We start from the raw sequence: 18,920 nt of genomic DNA, 5'->3' as shown, positions 1-18,920 counted from the left end.
TAACGTTTTATTCACTTTTCCGAAGTGTGATGTAACGCAATTCGTTACATATTTCATTGGCTATAGTCATTTCGCAGAACATCTTTTAACCAACAATAAACACCCCTACGAGGACGCTCATATGTGGAAGCGCTTACTTCTTGTCACAGCAGTTTCGGCAGCCATGTCGTCTATGGCGATGGCCGCCCCTTTAACCGTAGGTTTTTCGCAAGTTGGCTCTGAATCCGGCTGGCGTGCGGCAGAAACCAACGTTGCGAAAAGCGAGGCTCAGAAACGCGGCATCACGCTGAAAATCGCAGATGGTCAGCAAAAGCAGGAAAACCAGATCAAAGCCGTGCGCTCATTTATTGCTCAGGGCGTGGATGCCATCTTTATCGCGCCAGTGGTGGCGACCGGCTGGGAACCGGTTCTAAAAGAAGCCAAAGATGCTGAGATTCCGGTCTTTCTGCTCGATCGTTCCATCGACGTTAAAGACAAATCTCTCTATATGACCACCGTGACGGCCAACAACGTGCTTGAAGGGCAATTAATTGGCGACTGGCTGGTAAAACAGGTCGACGGCAAGCCGTGTAACGTCGTTGAACTGCAGGGCACCGTGGGGGCGAGCGTGGCTATCGACCGTAAGAAGGGTTTTGCTGAGGCCATCGCGAAAGCGCCAAACATCAAGATTATCCGCTCTCAGTCCGGCGACTTTACCCGCAGTAAAGGTAAAGAGGTCATGGAGAGCTTTATTAAAGCGGAAAACAACGGCAAGAACATCTGCATGGTTTACGCCCATAACGATGACATGGTGATCGGTGCGATTCAGGCGATTAAAGAAGCGGGCCTGAAGCCGGGCAAAGATATCCTCACCGGCTCTATCGACGGTGTGCCGGATATCTACAAAGCGATGATCGACGGCGAAGCCAATGCCAGCGTAGAACTGACGCCAAATATGGCGGGTCCGGCATTTGATGCGCTGGAGAAATTCAAGAAAGACGGCACGATGCCTGAGAAGGTGACCGTCACCAAGTCCACGCTCTACCTGCCGGATACGGCGAAAGAAGAGTTAGAGAAGAAGAAAAACATGGGCTACTAAGCCAGTGAAATTGCCGGGTGGCGCTGCGCTTGCCCGGCCTACGATACGCTCTTTTGTAGGCCGGATAAGCGTAGCGCCACCCGGCTTGATGTAGGGGGAACCATGACCACTGAACAGCACCAGGAAATCCTCCGCACAGAGGGCTTAAGCAAATTTTTCCCGGGTGTAAAAGCGCTGGATAACGTTGATTTCAGCCTGCGGCGCGGTGAAATTATGGCGCTGCTGGGCGAGAACGGCGCGGGAAAATCGACGCTGATTAAATCTCTGACCGGCGTTTATCACGCCGACCGCGGCACCATCTGGCTGGAAGGCAACGCCATTTCGCCAAAAAATACCGCCCATGCTCAACAGCTTGGGATTGGGACGGTCTACCAGGAAGTGAACCTGCTGCCAAATATGTCGGTGGCGGATAACCTGTTTATTGGTCGTGAACCAAGACGTTTTGGCCTGCTGCGGCGCAAAGAGATGGAAGCGCGGGCGACGAAACTGATGGAATCCTACGGCTTCTCCCTCGACGTTCGCGAGCCGCTGAACCGGTTTTCCGTCGCGATGCAGCAGATCGTCGCCATTTGCCGCGCGATCGATCTCTCCGCGAAGGTGCTGATCCTCGACGAACCTACTGCCAGCCTCGATACCCAGGAAGTCGAGATGCTCTTTACCCTGATGCGCCAGCTGCGCGATCAGGGCGTCAGCCTGATCTTCGTCACACACTTCCTCGATCAGGTGTATGAAGTGAGCGATCGCATTACCGTACTGCGTAACGGCAGCTTTGTCGGCTGCCGTGAAACCCGCGAGCTGCCGCAGATTGAGCTGGTCAAAATGATGCTGGGCCGTGAGCTGGAGACCAATGCGCTCCAGCGCGCAGGGCGCACGCTGCTGAGCGAAAAACCGGTGGCCGCGTTCAGCGATTACGGCAAAAAAGGGATCATCTCACCGTTTAACCTCGAAGTGCGCCCCGGCGAAATTGTCGGGCTGGCGGGGCTGCTAGGGTCAGGCCGGACCGAAACCGCCGAGGTGATCTTCGGCATCAAGCCTGCGGACAGCGGTACCGCGTTGATCAAAGGTAAACCGCAAACCCTGCGATCGCCGCATCAGGCCTCCTGTCTGGGAGTGGGGTTCTGCCCGGAAGACAGGAAAACAGACGGCATTATTGCCGCCGCCTCGGTGCGGGAAAATATCATTCTGGCGCTACAGGCGCAGCGCGGATGGCTGCGTCCAATTCCGCGTAAAGAGCAAAACGCCATTGCCGAGCGCTTTATTCGCCAGCTGGGTATTCGTACGCCGAGCGCGGAACAGCCGATCGAATTTCTCTCCGGCGGTAACCAGCAGAAAGTGCTGCTGTCACGCTGGCTGCTGACCAAACCGCAGTTCCTGATCCTGGATGAACCCACGCGCGGCATTGACGTTGGCGCGCACGCCGAAATTATCCGGCTTATCGAAACGCTGTGTGCCGACGGGCTGGCGCTGCTGGTCATTTCGTCCGAGCTGGAAGAGCTGGTGGGGTATGCCGATCGCGTGATCATCATGCGCGATCGCAAACAGGTGGCTGAGATCCCGCTGGATAAGCTGTCCGTTCCGGCGATCATGAATGCCATCGCGGCATAAGGAGTGAATTGTGATGTCCCGTTCGCTTTCGCAAACCGGTGAGTCAAAGCGCCGCTTTAACTGGCCAACCGGCACGCCGCAAATCGCAGCGCTGCTGCTGGTGTTACTGGTGGATAGCCTTGTCGCACCGCATTTCTTCCAGATTATTGTTCAGGATGGTCGCCTGTTTGGCAGCCCGATCGATATTTTAAACCGTGCCGCGCCCGTCGCGCTGCTGGCGATTGGTATGACGCTGGTGATAGCCACCGGCGGGATTGACCTCTCCGTCGGCGCAGTGATGGCTATTGCCGGGGCTACCGCAGCCTCCATGACCGTGGCGGGCCATAGCCTGCCGGTGGTACTGCTGGCGGCATTGGGAACCGGCGTGCTGGCCGGACTGTGGAACGGCATTCTGGTGGCGGTACTAAAAATTCAGCCTTTCGTCGCCACCCTTATTTTGATGGTGGCCGGGCGCGGGGTGGCGCAGCTGATCACCTCCGGACAGATAGTCACCTTTAACTCCCCGAGTCTGGCGTGGATCGGCAGCGGCAATTTCCTGTTCTTTCCAACACCGGTGATCGTGGCTCTGGTTACATTAGTGGTGTTCTGGCTTTTCACCCGCAAAACAGCGCTCGGCATGTTTATTGAAGCGGTGGGGATCAACATTCGTGCGGCACGAAATGCCGGGGTCAATACGCGGCTGATGGTGATGCTGACCTACGTGCTGAGCGGCGTTTGCGCCGCCATTGCCGGGGTGATTGTCGCGGCCGATATCCGCGGGGCCGATGCCAACAATGCTGGGCTCTGGCTGGAGCTGGATGCCATCCTCGCGGTGGTGATTGGCGGCGGATCGTTGATGGGCGGGCGCTTTAACCTGCTGCTCTCGGTCATTGGCGCGCTGATCATTCAGGGCATGAACACCGGGATCCTGCTCTCCGGTTTTCAGCCGGAACTCAACCAGGTGGTAAAAGCGGTGGTCGTACTCTGCGTGCTGATCGTCCAGTCACCGCGCTTTGTCAGCATCATTAAGGGGATCCGTGGCCATGATAAAACGTAATTTACCGTTAATGATCACGCTGGGCGTGTTTGTGCTGGGGTATCTCTACTGTCTGACCCAGTTCCCCGGTTTTGCCTCAACACGCGTGATTTGCAACATCCTGACCGATAACGCCTTTTTAGGCATCATCGCCGTCGGGATGACCTTTGTGATCCTCTCCGGTGGGATCGATCTCTCCGTTGGCTCGGTGATCGCGTTTACCGGCGTGTTCCTCGCCAAGGCGATCGGTTTCTGGGGGATCTCCCCTCTGGTAGCGTTTCCGCTGGTGCTGGCGATGGGCTGTGCGTTTGGCGCCTTTATGGGGCTACTGATCGACGCGCTAAAAATTCCCGCTTTTATTATTACCCTCGCCGGGATGTTCTTCCTGCGCGGCGTAAGTTACCTGGTATCGGAAGAGTCCATCCCGATTAACCACCCGGTGTACGACACGCTCTCCAGCCTGGCGTGGAAAATCCCCGGCGGTGGCCGTCTGAGCGCGATGGGGTTGTTGATGCTGGGCGTGGTGGTGGTGGGTATCTTCCTTGCCCACCGTACCCGGTTCGGTAATCAGGTTTACGCCATTGGCGGGAACGCCACGTCGGCAAACCTGATGGGGATCTCGACCCGCAGCACGACCATCCGCATCTATATGCTCTCAACCGGCCTGGCAACGCTGGCGGGTATTGTCTTCTCGGTGTATACCCAGGCGGGCTATGCCCTTGCAGGCGTAGGCGTGGAGCTGGACGCGATTGCCTCTGTGGTCATTGGCGGCACGCTGCTCAGCGGCGGAGTGGGGACGGTGCTGGGAACGCTGTTCGGCGTAGCGATCCAGGGGCTGATCCAGACCTATATCAACTTTGACGGCACGCTCAGTTCCTGGTGGACCAAGATCGCCATCGGCATTCTGCTGTTTATATTTATTGCCCTGCAGCGCGGTCTGACGGTGCTCTGGGAGAACCGTCAAAGCTCGCCTGTTACTCGCGTAAACACCTCGGTAACAGAGCGATAACACGCTGAATTTGCTTAAAGTCTAAACATTTTCCGGTAGCGGCCGATAACCTTTTTTTCTGTCCAGAAATATCTCGCTACCGGAAATAATATCATGCTTAAAACGCTATCGATTCGTACCGGCTTGCTCTCTTTACTGGCCGTTATGACCCTTCTGCTGCTGATTGTCAGCGGCATTGGCATTTATGCCCTCACACAGAGTTCTTCTTCACTGCAGCGCATTAATCACCTTCAGGGTGAGCAGATGGTGCAGCTAAATACCGGCTATACGCTGATTCTGCGCGCTCGCAATGAGGCGGGCCAGGCCGTCCGGATGATGGAAATCGGCATGCTCGATGATGCGGCCAAATCGGTTAAAAACATCAATCAGGAAATCGCCGTGGCTCAGAAAACGCTGAAAGGCGTGATCGACGGCGGCGTGGCTGACGAGCAGGGGCAAAAGTTGCTGGATAACGTGGCAACCAGTCTGGCGACGTATAACCAGCAGGGCATCAACCCGATGCTAAAAACCCTGAATGACCAGAGCGCGGACAGTTATTACGACCTGCTGGAGAATACGCTGATCCCCGTGGCGAAGCAGTTTGATAACGATATGCAGGCGTTTCAGACATGGAGCGAAGCGCGAGGGAAGGCGGAAGTCACTGCCGTACAGGCGAGCAAAACCCGCGTGCTGATCCTGATTATTGTCGCCGCGCTGCTGACGGCTGGCATCATCGTGCTTGCCTGGCTGGTGCTGCGCCATATGCTGCTTAAGCCGCTCTCTGCTTCCATTGCTCAGCTGGAGAATGTGGCGGCGGGCGATTTAACCCACACGCTGAATGCCCCGGCGAGCCAGGAATTTAACCGCCTTAACGCGGCGATAGAGGTGATGCGTCAGTCGCTGATGCACTCGGTGATGCGGGTACGCGATGCCAGCTCGCAAATCGACACCGGCAGCCGTGAGCTGACGGCGGGCAACCGGGATCTTGCCGAGCGTACAGAATCCACCGCCACCTCGCTGGAGCAGACAGCAGCCAGTATGGAACAGATTACCGCCACGGTGAAACTCAACGCCGATAATGCCGAGCAGGCGCACCAGCTGGCGAAATCGGTTTCTGATACCGCCGATCACGGCAGCGAAATGGTCTGCTACGTGATTGAAAAAATGCGTGATATCTCCGGCAGTTCAGCGCGTATTGCTGACATCCTGAGCGTGATCGATGGCATTGCCTTCCAGACCAATATTCTGGCCCTTAACGCCTCCGTGGAAGCGGCGCGCGCGGGCGAGCAGGGGCGCGGGTTCGCCGTCGTGGCGGGTGAAGTGCGTAACCTTGCCAGCCGCAGCGCCGACGCGGCGAAAGAGATCCGATCCCTTATCAGCGATTCGCAGACCCACGTTAACGAGGGCAGCGAGCTGGCCCAGCAGGCGGGTGAAACGATGGATGAGATTGCCACCGAAGTGCTGCGCATGACCAAACTGATGCGCGAGATTGCGACCGCGTCTCAGGAGCAGAGCCGCGGCATTGAGCAGGTGAATATTGCGGTGAATCAGATGGACGAAACGGCGCAGCAGAATGCGGCGCTGGTGCAGCAATCCTCCGCCGCGACCCGCTCTCTGGAAGAGCAGTCGCGTCAGCTGATGGAGGCCATGTCATCATTTAAATTAACGGCTCAGACTGCGGCATAATATTTCCCAACCCCGGTACGTTCTGTGCCGGGGGTTTATTTCGCCCTGAATTAATGGCCGCAATATTATCGTGAATATCGCCCATTAATATTTCCAGCGAGTGGGTTAACGCTAACGCTTTTTCAGTTGGCTCAAGGTATAAACCTTTGCGGAAAAATAATGGCTCATCAAACAGTTGATTAAAACGCTTCAGGGCCAGGCTCACCGCAGGACGTGACATCTCCAGGCGCACAGAGGCCTTTGCCATGCTGCCGCAGCGGACCACTTCAATAAATACAGGAATAAGGTTTAAATCAATGCCGGTATTCGCCCGGGAATAATTTTTCATTGCGATGCTGCTCCACGAAATATCTGTCAAACTGTTATGGAAATAATGCAGGAGCAATGGCGAATATTAAAGCGTGTTTTTTATAAACACTTATACGGTAAAAGATATAAATGTGTTGGGGAGCCAGACGGGCTCCCCGGGGGTGAGAGATTACGCGTCCGGATACTCGCGGATAAAGCGCTCAACGTCTTCAACCATGTGGTTGTTGCCGACGAAGAAGGAACGACGCTGGTGGAGGCTTTCCGGCACGATGTCCAGAATACGCTCTTTACCGTCGCTCGCCTTGCCGCCCGCCTGTTCGGCCAGGAACGCCATTGGGTTGCACTCGTACAGCAGGCGCAGCTTTCCGTCAGGGTGGCTGGCGGTACTTGGATAGAGGTAGATACCGCCTTTCAGCAGGTTACGGTGGAAATCCGCGACCAGCGAGCCAATATAGCGGGAGGTGTACGGGCGCTGAGTCGCTTTATCTTCTTCCTGACAGAATTTGATGTACTTCTTCACGCCGTTCGGGAATCGGATGTAGTTGCCTTCGTTGATGGAGTAGGTGTTGCCCTTCTCCGGGAAGCGCATACGCTCCTGGCTCAGACAGAAGACGCCCAGCGATGGATCGTAGGTAAAGGCGTGAACACCACACCCGGTGGTGTACACCAGCATGGTGGAGGAGCCATAGACGACGTAACCGGCAGCCACCTGATTACTGCCCGGCTGCAGGAAATCTTCCTCGGTCACCGGCGTGCCAACAGGCGTGACGCGGCGGTAGATGGAGAAAATGGTACCGACAGAAACGTTAACGTCGATGTTGGAGGAACCGTCGAGCGGATCCATCAGTACAACGTATTTCGCGTGTTCACAGCCTTCGAAAACAACAATTTCATCTTCTTCTTCGGAGGCGATACCCGCAACGATGTCGCGCGCGCGCAGTGCAGCTTTCAGTTTTTCATTTGCGAACAGATCGAGTTTCTGTTGAACCTCGCCCTGAACGTTCTCGGCACCGCTGGCACCCAGGATATCGACCAGACCGGCCTTGTTGATATCACGATGGATGATCTTAGCGCCCAGCTTTATTGCCGACAGCAAAGCAGTGAGTTCACCCGTAGCATGAGAGAACTCGTGCTGCTTTTCGACAATAAATTCACCTAACGTTTTCATAACACTTTCCCTGCATCTTTGTGAGTAGAGCGATTGTATGTTCACTAAAACGACTAAAGCCCAACAATCTTAACAAATATTCAAATAGTAGCGCAGAGGTGAATCGCGCCAGCAACATACGGATTTACCTGAAATGCGTTTCACAGCCGCTAACATGTGAGTAAAATGTGCGCCACATTGAAGAAGGATAGTGACGTATGCGCATTCATATATTGGGGATTTGTGGCACTTTCATGGGCGGGCTGGCAATGCTGGCGCGCTCGCTGGGCCATGAAGTGACAGGTTCGGACGCCAATGTGTATCCGCCGATGAGCACGCTTCTGGAGAAGCAGGGTATCTCTCTGATTCAGGGCTACGATGCCAGCCAGCTGGATCCCGAGCCGGATCTGGTCATTATTGGCAACGCCATGACCCGCGGCAATCCGTGCGTTGAAGCGGTGCTGGAGCGCAATATTCCATTCATGTCCGGCCCGCAATGGCTGCATGATTTCGTCCTGCGTGACCGCTGGGTGGTTGCCGTTGCGGGTACCCACGGAAAAACCACCACCGCCGGCATGGCGACCTGGATCCTCGAAGCCTGTGGCTACAAGCCGGGCTTTGTGATCGGCGGCGTGCCGGGTAACTTCGACGTTTCTGCGCGTCTGGGCGATAGCCCATTCTTTGTCATTGAAGCGGATGAATACGACTGCGCGTTCTTCGACAAACGCTCCAAGTTTGTCCATTACTGCCCGCGCACGCTGATCCTCAACAACCTTGAGTTCGATCACGCGGATATTTTTGACGACCTGAAAGCGATTCAGAAGCAGTTCCACCACCTGGTGCGCATCGTGCCGGGGCAGGGCCGTATCATCCTGCCGGAGAATGACATTAACCTGAAGCAGACTCTGGCGATGGGCTGCTGGAGCGAGCAGGAGCTGGTGGGCGAGCAGGGTCACTGGCAGGCGAAGAAACTCAACGCGGATGCCTCCGAGTGGGAAGTGTTGCTCGACGGCGAAAAAGTGGGTGAGGTGAAGTGGGGCCTGGTGGGCGAACACAACATGCACAACGGCCTGATGGCGATTGCAGCTGCGCGTCATGTTGGCGTTCTGCCTGCGGATGCCGCCAATGCGCTGGGCACGTTTATCAATGCCCGCCGCCGTCTGGAACTGCGCGGTGAAGCGAATGGCGTGACGGTGTATGACGATTTCGCGCACCACCCAACGGCTATTCTGGCGACGCTTGCCGCGTTGCGTGGCAAGGTCGGCGGCACCGCGCGCATTCTTGCCGTGCTGGAACCGCGCTCGAACACCATGAAAATGGGCATCTGCAAAGACGATCTGGCCCCGTCGTTAGGCCGTGCCGATGAAGTCTTCCTGCTGCAGCCGCAGCATATTCCGTGGCAGGTGGCGGAAGTGGCCGATGCCTGCATTCAGCCTGCCCACTGGAGTGCGGATGTGGATGCGCTCGCGGATATGGTGGTCAAAGCCGCACAGCCTGGCGACCATATTCTGGTGATGAGCAACGGCGGGTTTGGTGGGATCCATCAGAAGCTGCTGGACGGTCTGGCGAAAAAGGCCGAGGCCGCAGAGTAAAAAAAAGCCCGGTGGCGCTAGCGCTTACCGGGCCTGGATTTTGCACGACCTTGTAGGCCGGATAAGGCGTTTACGCCGCCATCCGGCGCAAAACCGCACCGATTACCCTTCGTTCTCAGACAGCTCGCGCAGATACTGGAAAATCAGACGCGCAGACTTCGGCGGTTTATTCCCTTCTTTCTCTTTCTTCGCGTTGCGGATCAAAGAGCGCAGCTGCTGACGGTCGGCATTCGGCCACAGGTTCAGCACTTCCGGTACCGCATCATCGCCCTGTTCAATTAGACGATCGCGGATCTGCTCCAGCTTATGGAACAGCGCAACCTGCTGGTTGTGGCGGTTTTTCAGTTTATCCAGCGCCTGGCGGATCGGATCTACGTCGCGCTGACGCAGCATTTTCCCGATAAGCTGAAGCTGGCGACGACGGCCTTCTTTTTTGATTTTCTGTGCCAGTTCAATGGCATCACGCAGATCCTGGTCGAGCGGGATTTTGTCCAGCGCGTTTTTACCCAGTTCTACCATTTCTGCGCCAAGCTGTTTTAACTCTTCGGCGTCGCGTTTAATTTCACTTTTACTGACCCAGATGATCTCATCATCTTCGTCTTCGATGTCATCACCGGGAACGTCGTCGAGCCAGTCTTCGGGCTGCTTAGTCATGTCAGGCTCCTTAAAAAAAGAGGCTAATGTTACCAGTTAAGACGCGCACTGAAAAACGGTTCTCTGTTAGACTTCATTTAACTCTCTCTTACAGTATGGCATTTGCGATGAAAGTAACCTCACAAGTTGAAGCGCAGCGTAAGATTCTGGAAGAAGCCGTCTCCACCGCGCTGATGCTTGCTTCCGAAAAATCAGATGGCGCCGAAGTGGCGGTCAGCAAAACCACCGGTATCAGCGTGAGCACCCGCTATGGCGAAGTGGAGAACGTAGAATTCAATAGCGATGGCGCGCTTGGGATCACGGTGTATCACCAGAATCGCAAAGGCAGCGCGTCGTCTACCGATCTCAGCCCGGATGCCATTGCCCGCACGGTGCAGGCGGCGCTGGATATCGCCCGATACACCTCGCCGGATCCTTACGCCGGCGTGGCCGATAAAGAGCTGCTGGCCTTTGACGCGCCGGATCTTGATCTCTTCCACCCGGCAGACGTCACCCCGGATGAAGCCATCGAGCTGGCCGCGCGTGCCGAGCAGGCTTCCCTGCAGGCCGACAAGCGCATCACCAATACCGAAGGCGGCAGCTTCAACAGCCACTACGGCATCAAAGTTTTCGGCAACAGCCACGGCATGCTGCAGGGCTACTGCTCCACCCGTCACTCGCTCTCCAGCTGCGTCATCGCCGAAGAGAACGGTGACATGGAGCGTGACTACGCTTACACCATTGGCCGCGCGCTGGGGGATTTGCAATCGCCGGAGTGGGTGGGCAAAGAGTGTGCCGAACGCACGCTGTCTCGCCTGTCGCCGCGTAAACTCTCTACCATGAAAGCCCCGGTGATTTTTGCCAATGAAGTGGCAACCGGTCTGTTTGGTCATCTGGTGGGCGCTATCGCCGGTGGCTCCGTTTACCGTAAATCCACCTTCCTGCTCGACTCGCTGGGCAAGCAGATCCTGCCGGAATGGCTGACCATTGAAGAACACCCGCATCTGCTGAAAGGGCTGGCCTCTACGCCGTTCGACAGCGAAGGGGTGCGCACGGAACGCCGCGATATCGTTAAGGACGGCATTCTGACCCAGTGGCTGCTGACCAACTACTCCGCTCGCAAGCTGGGGCTGAAAAGTACTGGCCACGCGGGCGGTATCCATAACTGGCGTATTGCCGGGCAGGGCCTGAACTTTGAGCAGATGCTGAAAGAGATGGGCACCGGTCTGGTGGTAACCGAACTGATGGGCCAGGGCGTCAGCGGCATCACCGGAGACTATTCTCGCGGGGCGGCGGGCTTCTGGGTCGAAAACGGTGAAATTCAGTATCCGGTGAGCGAAATCACCATCGCCGGCAACCTGAAGGACATGTGGCGCAACATCGTTACGGTCGGTAACGATATTGAAACACGTAGCAATATACAGTGTGGTTCTGTACTGCTGCCCGAGATGAAAATTGCGGGTCAATAAAGATAGCGTTTTGTTAATAATAAAAAAGGAAGTGAGCAATGCGTAAACATCTGTTAGCGATCGTCGCGGCTTCAACGCTGGTTCTTGGCTCTTCTGCGTTTGCTGCCGATCTTGAAGAAGACATGGGCATCCTCGGGCAAAACCTGAAGGTGGTGCAAAAGACGGACAATGCGGCGGAAATGAAAGACGCCCTGACCAAAATGCGTGAAGCGGCGCTGGACGCCCAAAAAGCGACACCGCCGAAGCTGGAAAGCAAAGCGGCTGACAGCGCAGAGATGAAAGACTATCGCCACGGCTTTGACGTGCTGGTCGGCCAGATCGACGGCGCGCTGAAGCTGGCCAACGAAGGCAAAGTTAAAGAAGCCCAGGCGGCAGCCGATCAGTTCGTGACGACCCGCAACACGTATCACAAGAAATACCGTTAACCGATCGCGCATCGGACCAACACCCAACGGGAGCCAGTGGCTCCCGTTTTTTTTGCGTGGTGATAAGTAAACCCTATCGCCATCACATTTTTGCATTACCACGCCTGAACGTTTTCGTTGCCTCTGCCCGCCTTTGACCGCTGGAATCAGTGATATTCATCACGTAAATGCATTGATTTGACCGCATTCACCGTATTTATGTGGCACAGATCACTGCCGCGGCTTGCCTTTCCACTTCGAAGTGGAAAACAACTCGCTACAAACCCTTCCTCCCCACCGTTAGTTTTATTCCAGAGCCATTAACGGGGTAAGACGAGTGATTAACGGAGCGGTAATGAACGACGTTGGGGAACAGGCGGTGCAAACAGAACAGCTCGCGAACACCATGCTACAGCAGGTCTATGCCCTGCTGGCCCGGCACAACATCATCCCCAACGCAGTACAGGAGCAGATGCTCACCTCCCACGTTCGCGCCATGGCGCACCGGTCCGTGACCGGCGAGCCGCTGCCGGAGGTTGAAGCAGAGCTGTTTGACGAAATTTCACCGGATTCAATGCGGCTTGCCCGTGAAGTGGTGGCGCAGTTTGGCAACCTTCCTGATGAAGAGGCCTGGCTGCTCTCCGTTCACTTTGAAGTCGCGAAAGACAACCTTTAAGGAGCAACACATGGAACAGATTACAGTCGTGATTGGCGATCGCCTGGGTAAAGGTCAGAAAGTGGCGGCCGGGGTGGAAAAAGCAGGTGGACGCGCGGTGGTCGTGCCGGGCATGGCAGCGGATATGAAGCTCGGCGACGTAATGAAAGCGGAAAACGCCACCTTCGGCATCTCCTTCTGCGGCAGCGGCGGCGCGGGCGCGATTACCGCGCAAACCAAGTATGGCTACAAAGCCAAATACGGCATGCGTTCGGTGGATGAAGGCGTCACCGCCATCAACGAAGGCTGCAACGTGCTGGGCTTTGGCTTTATGGACAAAGAAGAGCTGGGCGAGCGTCTGGTGCAGGCGTGGCAGAAGAAACACGGCGCATAAGCATGAAAGAACAGTTCACAACCACGGTGAGAGTGAAGGGGAAGGGCGACGCCAAAGCGCGCGCCTTTGCCGACGCGCTCAACCACGTTCAGGCCGCGGTGATGAAAGCCTCACCGCATATCTTACTGCGTATTGAGCCACAGGATGTGCAGGTCGTTCAGGCGCAAGAAGCGGTGCGTAAAGAAGCGTTTCTGTTCTTCTTTTTGCGCCGGGAAAGACGCACCTACAGCGTGGAGCTGGATGTGACCGTCAACGTGACCGCCATCAATCTCGATCTGGTGGACTTCGTCACGCAACGCTGATTATTCATAAAAGGGCAGACTGATGTTCTTAATTATATTAATAAAATCGCTCATCATCGGCGGCCTGGTAGGCGTCGGTGTTGGGGCCGGGGCTGCACGCATGTTTCATGCGCCTACCACTCAGGGTATGGGCGCGTTTCGTACGTTGGGGGAACTGAACTCCTGCGAAGGGGATCCCGCTTCTCACTTCTCCTTTGGGTTAGGTTTCTTCTTTAACGCCTGGGCCTCTTCCGTGGCCGCGGGTGCTTTCACACAGGACGTTGACCACCGCATCATCCCAAACTGGGGCGCGGCGGCACTGATGATCAAAAACCGTAACGTCGGCGAAACGCTGCACGATCCGCGCAAAATGGCGATTGCCTGTGGCGTGATCGGCATGATCGTCGTGACTTTCCTTAACCTGACGGCCTCCTCCGTACCGGCTGCGCTTCAGGTCACCGCCGTGAAGGTGCTGGTGCCCGCTGCGAACCTGCTGGTCAACACCGTGATGCCGGTGATCTTCTGGCTGGCGGCCATCGACGCCGGTAAAAAATCGGGCTTCTGGGCCACCATCTTTGGCGGCGCGGCACAGCTGATCATGGGTAACGCCGTACCGGGCCTGGTGCTGGGGATCCTGATCGGTAAAGGCGTTGAAGAGAGCGGCTGGAACCACGTCACCAAAGTGATGATGGCGGCGATCGTTCTGCTCTTCGTGCTGAGCGGCTTCTTCCGCGGCTTCGACATGAAGATGATCGAATCCTTCCATCTGACCGTGCCGAACTGGCTCGACATGATCCACAACTCGCTCAGCGGTAAATAACAGGAGCCTCGACATGGAACAGAATAAAGGTTTTTGGTATGCCGACTGGTCGTTCCCGATCTTCGTTGGCCTGCTCTCCTCCGGCGTGTTCGCCGGGACGCACATGTACTACCTCTACGGCATCGGCGCGTTTAACGAAGTGGCCTTCGTGGCGATGCTGAAAGCGGGGATTGATACCGGGGTCTACGGTGCGGTGGCGGCATTCGGCGCAAGCTTCCTGTTCGCCCGCATCATTGAAGGCTCACTGGTGGGTATTCTCGACATCGGCGGTGCGATTCAGACCGGCGTCGGGCTCGGCGTGCCGGCGCTGCTGTTGGGGGCGGGGATCATGTTCCCGGTGACCAACTTTATTGCCTCGCTGATTACCGGCCTGGTGATTGGCCTGGCGATTGGCTACGTCATCATCCTGGCGCGTAAGTTCACCATCAACCAGAGCAACTCCACCTACGGGGCTGACGTGATGATGGGCGCGGGTAACGCCTCAGGCCGCTTCCTCGGGCCGTTGATTATCCTCAGCGCCATGACCGCCTCTATTCCTATCGGCGTCGGTTCGCTGGTGGGCGCGCTGCTGTTCTACATCTGGCAGAAGCCGATCACCGGTGGCGCCATCCTCGGTGCAATGATTTTGGGCTGGCTGTTCCCGGTCGCCCTTTAATACCCGCGGGCGCTCAGGCGCCCGCCTTATCAGGAGAACCCCATGTTTGATTTACTCCTGCGCCGCGCGCGCCTCGCCGACGATACCCTGACCGATATCGCCATTCAGGATGGGAAAATCGCCGCGCTGGGCGACATTGACGCTCCTGCCCGTAAAACGGTTGAGCTGAACGGTAATGTGTTCGTCAGCGCAGGCTGGATTGACTCTCACGTCCACTGCTACCCGAACTCGCCGATTTACCACGACGAGCCGGACAGCGTAGGCATTGCCACGGGCGTCACCACCGTGGTGGATGCCGGCAGTACCGGGGCAGATGACGTGGATGATTTCTATGAAATTACCCGCAAAGCCGCCACCGAGGTGTTTGCCCTGCTGAACATCTCCCGCGTCGGGCTGATTGCCCAGAACGAACTGGCCAATATGGCGAATATTGATGCCGATGCCGTGAAGCAGGCAGTAAAACGCCACCCTGATTTTATCGTCGGCCTGAAAGCGCGCATGAGCAGCAGCGTGGTCGGTGAAAACGGCATTACGCCGCTGGAGCGCGCGAAAGCCATCCAGAGCGAGAACGGCGATCTGCCGCTGATGGTGCACATCGGCAACAACCCGCCGAACCTCGACGAAATCGCCGAACTGCTCAGTTCCGGCGACATCATCACCCACTGCTACAACGGCAAACCCAACCGTATTTTGACGCCCTCCGGCGAGCTGCGCGCCTCCATCACCTCCGCCCTGAAGCGCGGCGTGCGTCTGGACGTGGGGCACGGTACGGCGAGCTTCAGCTTTGAGGTGGCGAAACGCGCCATCGCGATGGGCATTCTGCCGCACACCATCAGCTCGGATATCTACTGCCGTAACCGGATTAACGGACCGGTCGGGTCGCTTGCAAGCGTGATGTCGAAGTTTCTCGCCATCGGCATGTCTTTGCCGCAGGTCATTGACTGCGTCACCGCCAACGCCGCGGATGGCCTGCGCCTGACGCGTAAAGGCCGCATCCAGCCCGGCCTTGACGCCGACCTGACGCTGTTCACGATTAAACGCCAGCCAACGGTGCTGACGGATGCCGAAAACGACAGCCTGCAGGCTGAACATATTCTGGTGCCGCTTGCCGCGATCCGCGCGGGCAAGGGCTACATGACCGAACAAGGGAGCACGGAACATGCCTTCGATTTATGAGAAGTACCACTTAAAGCAAGTTATCAACACCTCGGGCCGCATGACGGCGCTGGGCGTTTCCACGCCGCGCCCGGAAGTGGTGCAGGCCGCAATGGACGGCATGAATCACTATTTTGAGATGAAGGATCTGGTCAACAAAACCGGGGAATACATCGCGAAGCTTCTTGATGTGGAAGGCGCGACGGTGGTCTCCTGCGCGTCGGCGGGCATTACCCAGTCCGTAGCGGCAGTGCTGGTCAAAGACAGCGACTGGCTGCTGGAAAACCTGCACGTGACCCCGATTGCGAACAACGAGATTGTCCTGCCGAAAGGCCACAACGTTAACTTTGGCGCGCCGGTGGGCACCATGGTCGCGCTGGGCGGCGGAAAACTGGTCGAAGCGGGCTATGCCAACGAATGTTCCGCCGATCAGCTGGCGGCGGCGATCACCCCGCGCACGGCGGCGATCCTCTATATCAAATCTCACCACTGCGTGCAGAAAAGCATGCTCAGCGTCGAGCAGGCGGCAGTAGTCGCACGTAAACACGATCTGCCGCTGATCGTCGATGCCGCAGCGGAAGAAGATCTGCATATTTACTACCGTTCCGGCGCGGATCTGGTGATCTACAGCGGTGCGAAGGCGATCGAAGGGCCAACCAGCGGGCTGGTGATCGGCAAAACCCAGTACGTTGAGTGGGTGAAACGCCAGACGGCAGGTATTGGCCGCGCGATGAAGGTGGGTAAAGAGGGCATTCTCGGCCTGACCTGCGCCATCGAACACTACCTCACGGCGACCAAAGAGAGCGGTGCCGAGATGGTGGCGAAGATGACGCCGTTTATCGACGCGCTTAACACCCTGAACGGCGTCACCGCGCGCGTAGTCTGGGACAGCGCCGGGCGCGATATTGCCCGCACCGAGATTAAATTTGACGAAGCGACCACCGGCGTGGGCACCGGTGACCTGGTGAATAAGCTCAAGCAGGGTGAATACGCCATCTATTTCCGTGGCTACAAGGCCAACGAAGGGATTATCGAAGCGGACGTGCGCAGCGTAAATGCTGACCAGCTGAACATCGTGTACCGCCGCATTAGCGAAGTGTTAGGACAGGAGAAAAACGCATGAAACTGACCCCCAATTTTTACCGTGACCGCGTCTGCCTGAACGTGCTGGCAGGTTCGAAGGCCAATGCCAGCGCCATTTACGAGGCGGCGGAAGGCCATGTGCTGGTGGGCGTGCTCTCCAAAAATTACCCGGACGTGGCAAGCGCAGTGGCGGATATGCGCGAGTACGCGGCGCTGATTGATAACGCGCTTTCCGTGGGACTGGGCGCGGGCGACCCGAACCAGTCGGCGATGGTCAGTGAAATCTCCCGTCAGGTACAGCCGCAGCACGTCAACCAGGTCTTTACCGGCGTGGCGACCAGCCGCGCGCTGCTGGGGCAGAACGACTCTGTGGTGAACGGTCTGGTCTCACCGACCGGCACCGTCGGTATGGTGAAAATTTCCACCGGTCCGCTGAGCAGCACGGCACCGGACGGTATCGTCCCGGTGGAAACCGCGATTGCCCTGCTGAAAGATTTTGGCGGCAGCTCGATCAAATACTTCCCGATGGGTGGCCTTAAGTGCCGTGACGAATACCAGGCGGTAGCGGAAGCCTGCGCCCGTTACGACTTCTGGCTGGAACCGACCGGTGGGATCGATCTGGAAAACTTTGAGGCGATCCTGCAGATCGCCCTCGACGCGGGCGTGAGCAAGATCATCCCGCATATCTATAGCTCGATTATCGACAAGGCCAGCGGTGATACGCGTCCGGAAGATGTGCGTACGCTGCTTGAGATGACGAAGAAACTGGTTAAGTCATAACACCCAAAGGAGCCACCATGCACACCCGTAACCTGCTTGTTGCTTCACTCTCTTTGCTTGCTACCGCCGCCGTCGCGCAAACCCAGTATGCCTGGGTCGGCACCTACAACCCCAACGGCGAAGGGCTGTACCGTTTTACCGTTGACGCGCAAACCGGCGCGCTCGGCAACAAAACGCTGGTGAGCAAACTGCCGAACGCCGCTCAGTTGGCCGTCTCACACGACGGCAAAACGCTCTATCTGGCAAGCGAAGTGGAGCAGGGCGTGGTGCAGGCGCTGCGGGTGGAAGATAACGGCGAGCTGAGCGAGTTGAATCAGGTGGCCTCCGGCGGCGCGGGGCCGGTTTATCTTTCGCTGACGCCGAATGGCCAGCACCTGCTGGTGGCCAACTACGTCAGCGGATCGATTGCCGTTTTGCCGGTCAAAGCAGACGGCAGCCTGGGAGATGCCACGGATAAACATCAGGATCAGGGCGAACCGGGTGCAGCAAAACCAGAAGCCGCTGTAGAGGGCAGTTTTGCTATCAGCGATCACAACGGTCCTCATGCGCACATGATCGCCGCCGATCCGAGCGGGAAGTACGTGTTTTCGACCGATCTGGGGTTAGATCGCATCTATCAGTACCGTTTTGACGATCGAAGCGGAAAGCTGACCCCCAACGATCCGCCGTTTATCAGCGCCTCCTCGAAAGGGGCCGGACCTCGCCATTTCGTCTTTAGGCCGAAAGGGGATGCCCTGTGGCTGATTAACGAAGAGGCCTCAACGCTCACCCATTATGCCGTGAATGCCAACGGCACCTTGAAAGCGGGTAAAACACTCTCTGCCCTGCCAAAAGGGTACAAAGGCACCAGTTTTGCTGCCGGGCTGGCGTTAAGCGCCGACGGTAAACAGCTGTATGTGGCTAACCGTTTGCATAACAGCATCGGGCACTTTACCGTAACAGCAGAAGGCACGCTGAGGCATCAGGATGACGTGTGGACGCGTGGCGACTACCCGCGCACCCTGACGCTCGATAAACAAGGACGCTGGCTGTACGTTATGAACCAGCGCAGCGATAACATTACCCGTTTTCGCGTGGCGCAGGATGGGAAGTTGAGCTTCGAGCCAGACTATACGCCGGTTGGCAGCCCATCCCAGATGGTCATTTCACCCTAAGCCGTAAGAGGACAACG

Annotated in this window: 20 protein-coding genes; 17 read left to right on the top strand and 3 right to left on the bottom strand. The window is 57.0% G+C overall.

Translation table 11 applies throughout. The features are described 5' to 3' along the window. Positions 1-121 precede the first annotated feature (121 nt). The 5 genes from ytfQ to A4308_RS00480 all read left to right on the top strand — a co-directional run bounded on the left by ytfQ (position 122) and on the right by A4308_RS00480 (position 6,372). Positions 122-1,078 (top strand): galactofuranose ABC transporter substrate-binding protein YtfQ, encoded by a 957-nt coding sequence (gene ytfQ / locus A4308_RS00500; RefSeq protein ID WP_014882271.1) that lies wholly within the window; start codon positions 122-124, stop codon positions 1,076-1,078. A gap of 102 nt (positions 1,079-1,180) precedes the next feature. After that, a complete protein-coding gene (gene ytfR, locus A4308_RS00495; RefSeq protein ID WP_045134407.1) occupies positions 1,181-2,683 on the top strand; it encodes a galactofuranose ABC transporter, ATP-binding protein YtfR in 1,503 nt (500 codons plus the stop codon). A 10-nt stretch (positions 2,684-2,693) separates the two neighbouring features. Beyond that, on the top strand, positions 2,694-3,719 hold the full coding sequence (gene ytfT, locus A4308_RS00490; protein ID WP_162269483.1) for a galactofuranose ABC transporter, ATP-binding protein YtfT: 1,026 nt from the start codon (positions 2,694-2,696) through the stop codon (positions 3,717-3,719). Next, the gene (gene yjfF, locus A4308_RS00485) at positions 3,706-4,707 is read left to right on the top strand and encodes a galactofuranose ABC transporter, permease protein YjfF (RefSeq protein WP_023331880.1); all 1,002 of its coding nucleotides are present in this window, start codon (positions 3,706-3,708) and stop codon (positions 4,705-4,707) included. Before ytfT ends, yjfF begins: the two co-directional genes overlap by 14 nt. A 93-nt stretch (positions 4,708-4,800) precedes the next feature. Then, complete coding sequence (locus A4308_RS00480; protein ID WP_014882275.1) at positions 4,801-6,372, top strand: methyl-accepting chemotaxis protein; 1,572 nt, start codon at positions 4,801-4,803, stop codon at positions 6,370-6,372. On the opposite strand, the gene A4308_RS00475 is transcribed toward A4308_RS00480, so the two are convergent. Both A4308_RS00475 and fbp read right to left on the bottom strand, forming a co-directional pair. After that, positions 6,344-6,700 carry a helix-turn-helix domain-containing protein gene (locus A4308_RS00475; protein ID WP_063308446.1) on the bottom strand — a complete coding sequence of 119 codons (357 nt, stop codon included), beginning with the start codon at positions 6,698-6,700 and terminating at the stop codon, positions 6,344-6,346. The two genes, A4308_RS00480 and A4308_RS00475, sit on opposite strands and share 29 nt — an antisense overlap. A 150-nt stretch (positions 6,701-6,850) precedes the next feature. Further along, the gene (fbp, locus tag A4308_RS00470; protein WP_014882277.1) at positions 6,851-7,849 is read right to left on the bottom strand and encodes a class 1 fructose-bisphosphatase; all 999 of its coding nucleotides are present in this window, start codon (positions 7,847-7,849) and stop codon (positions 6,851-6,853) included. Between the two features lie 197 nt (positions 7,850-8,046). Between fbp and mpl the strand changes: the two genes are divergently transcribed. After that, on the top strand, positions 8,047-9,420 hold the full coding sequence (mpl, locus tag A4308_RS00465) for a UDP-N-acetylmuramate:L-alanyl-gamma-D-glutamyl-meso-diaminopimelate ligase (RefSeq protein WP_014882278.1): 1,374 nt from the start codon (positions 8,047-8,049) through the stop codon (positions 9,418-9,420). A 102-nt stretch (positions 9,421-9,522) separates the two neighbouring features. Here the strand turns inward: mpl and yjgA are convergent, their stop codons facing one another. After that, positions 9,523-10,074 carry a ribosome biogenesis factor YjgA gene (gene yjgA / locus A4308_RS00460; RefSeq protein ID WP_014882279.1) on the bottom strand — a complete coding sequence of 184 codons (552 nt, stop codon included), beginning with the start codon at positions 10,072-10,074 and terminating at the stop codon, positions 9,523-9,525. 95 nt (positions 10,075-10,169) lie between these two features. Between yjgA and pmbA the strand changes: the two genes are divergently transcribed. The 11 genes from pmbA (at position 10,170) to A4308_RS00405 (ending at position 18,903) form a co-directional block, all read left to right on the top strand. Continuing rightward, entirely contained in the window at positions 10,170-11,522 is a 1,353-nt protein-coding gene (pmbA, locus tag A4308_RS00455) for a metalloprotease PmbA (RefSeq protein WP_047343866.1), read from the top strand. Positions 11,523-11,560: 38 nt separating this feature from the next. Beyond that, positions 11,561-11,947, top strand: a complete 387-nt coding sequence (gene cybC, locus A4308_RS00450; RefSeq protein WP_032637638.1) for a cytochrome b562 — start codon at positions 11,561-11,563, stop codon at positions 11,945-11,947. A gap of 316 nt (positions 11,948-12,263) precedes the next feature. Continuing rightward, a complete protein-coding gene (locus A4308_RS00445) occupies positions 12,264-12,602 on the top strand; it encodes a glycine dehydrogenase (RefSeq protein WP_086527803.1) in 339 nt (112 codons plus the stop codon). 10 nt (positions 12,603-12,612) lie between these two features. Continuing rightward, a complete protein-coding gene (locus A4308_RS00440) occupies positions 12,613-12,975 on the top strand; it encodes an SFCGS family glycine-rich protein (protein ID WP_006179053.1) in 363 nt (120 codons plus the stop codon). Between the two features lie 2 nt (positions 12,976-12,977). After that, positions 12,978-13,277 (top strand): DUF4312 family protein, encoded by a 300-nt coding sequence (locus tag A4308_RS00435; protein WP_063308445.1) that lies wholly within the window; start codon positions 12,978-12,980, stop codon positions 13,275-13,277. 22 nt (positions 13,278-13,299) lie between these two features. Continuing rightward, the gene (locus A4308_RS00430; protein WP_008501408.1) at positions 13,300-14,076 is read left to right on the top strand and encodes a DUF4311 domain-containing protein; all 777 of its coding nucleotides are present in this window, start codon (positions 13,300-13,302) and stop codon (positions 14,074-14,076) included. 13 nt (positions 14,077-14,089) lie between these two features. Further along, positions 14,090-14,731, top strand: coding sequence for a DUF4310 family protein (locus tag A4308_RS00425; RefSeq protein ID WP_003856081.1), 642 nt, complete (start codon positions 14,090-14,092; stop codon positions 14,729-14,731). A 42-nt stretch (positions 14,732-14,773) separates the two neighbouring features. Next, positions 14,774-15,907 carry an amidohydrolase/deacetylase family metallohydrolase gene (locus A4308_RS00420; protein WP_023338951.1) on the top strand — a complete coding sequence of 378 codons (1,134 nt, stop codon included), beginning with the start codon at positions 14,774-14,776 and terminating at the stop codon, positions 15,905-15,907. Beyond that, the gene (locus tag A4308_RS00415) at positions 15,891-17,009 is read left to right on the top strand and encodes a DgaE family pyridoxal phosphate-dependent ammonia lyase (RefSeq protein ID WP_063308444.1); all 1,119 of its coding nucleotides are present in this window, start codon (positions 15,891-15,893) and stop codon (positions 17,007-17,009) included. Before A4308_RS00420 ends, A4308_RS00415 begins: the two co-directional genes overlap by 17 nt. After that, positions 17,006-17,749: a 2-dehydro-3-deoxy-phosphogluconate aldolase gene (gene dagF, locus A4308_RS00410; RefSeq protein ID WP_023338953.1), complete on the top strand. Its 744-nt coding sequence runs from the start codon at positions 17,006-17,008 to the stop codon at positions 17,747-17,749. Before A4308_RS00415 ends, dagF begins: the two co-directional genes overlap by 4 nt. A 17-nt stretch (positions 17,750-17,766) precedes the next feature. Beyond that, positions 17,767-18,903, top strand: a complete 1,137-nt coding sequence (locus A4308_RS00405; RefSeq protein ID WP_063308443.1) for a lactonase family protein — start codon at positions 17,767-17,769, stop codon at positions 18,901-18,903. Positions 18,904-18,920: the final 17 nt, after the last annotated feature.

The organism is Enterobacter sp. ODB01, from assembly GCF_001623605.1.
GTDB classification, from domain to species: Bacteria; Pseudomonadota; Gammaproteobacteria; order Enterobacterales; family Enterobacteriaceae; genus Enterobacter; species Enterobacter kobei.
The sequence above is the reverse complement of the archived record's forward strand: the minus strand, read 5'-3'. Positions and strand labels throughout refer to the sequence as shown.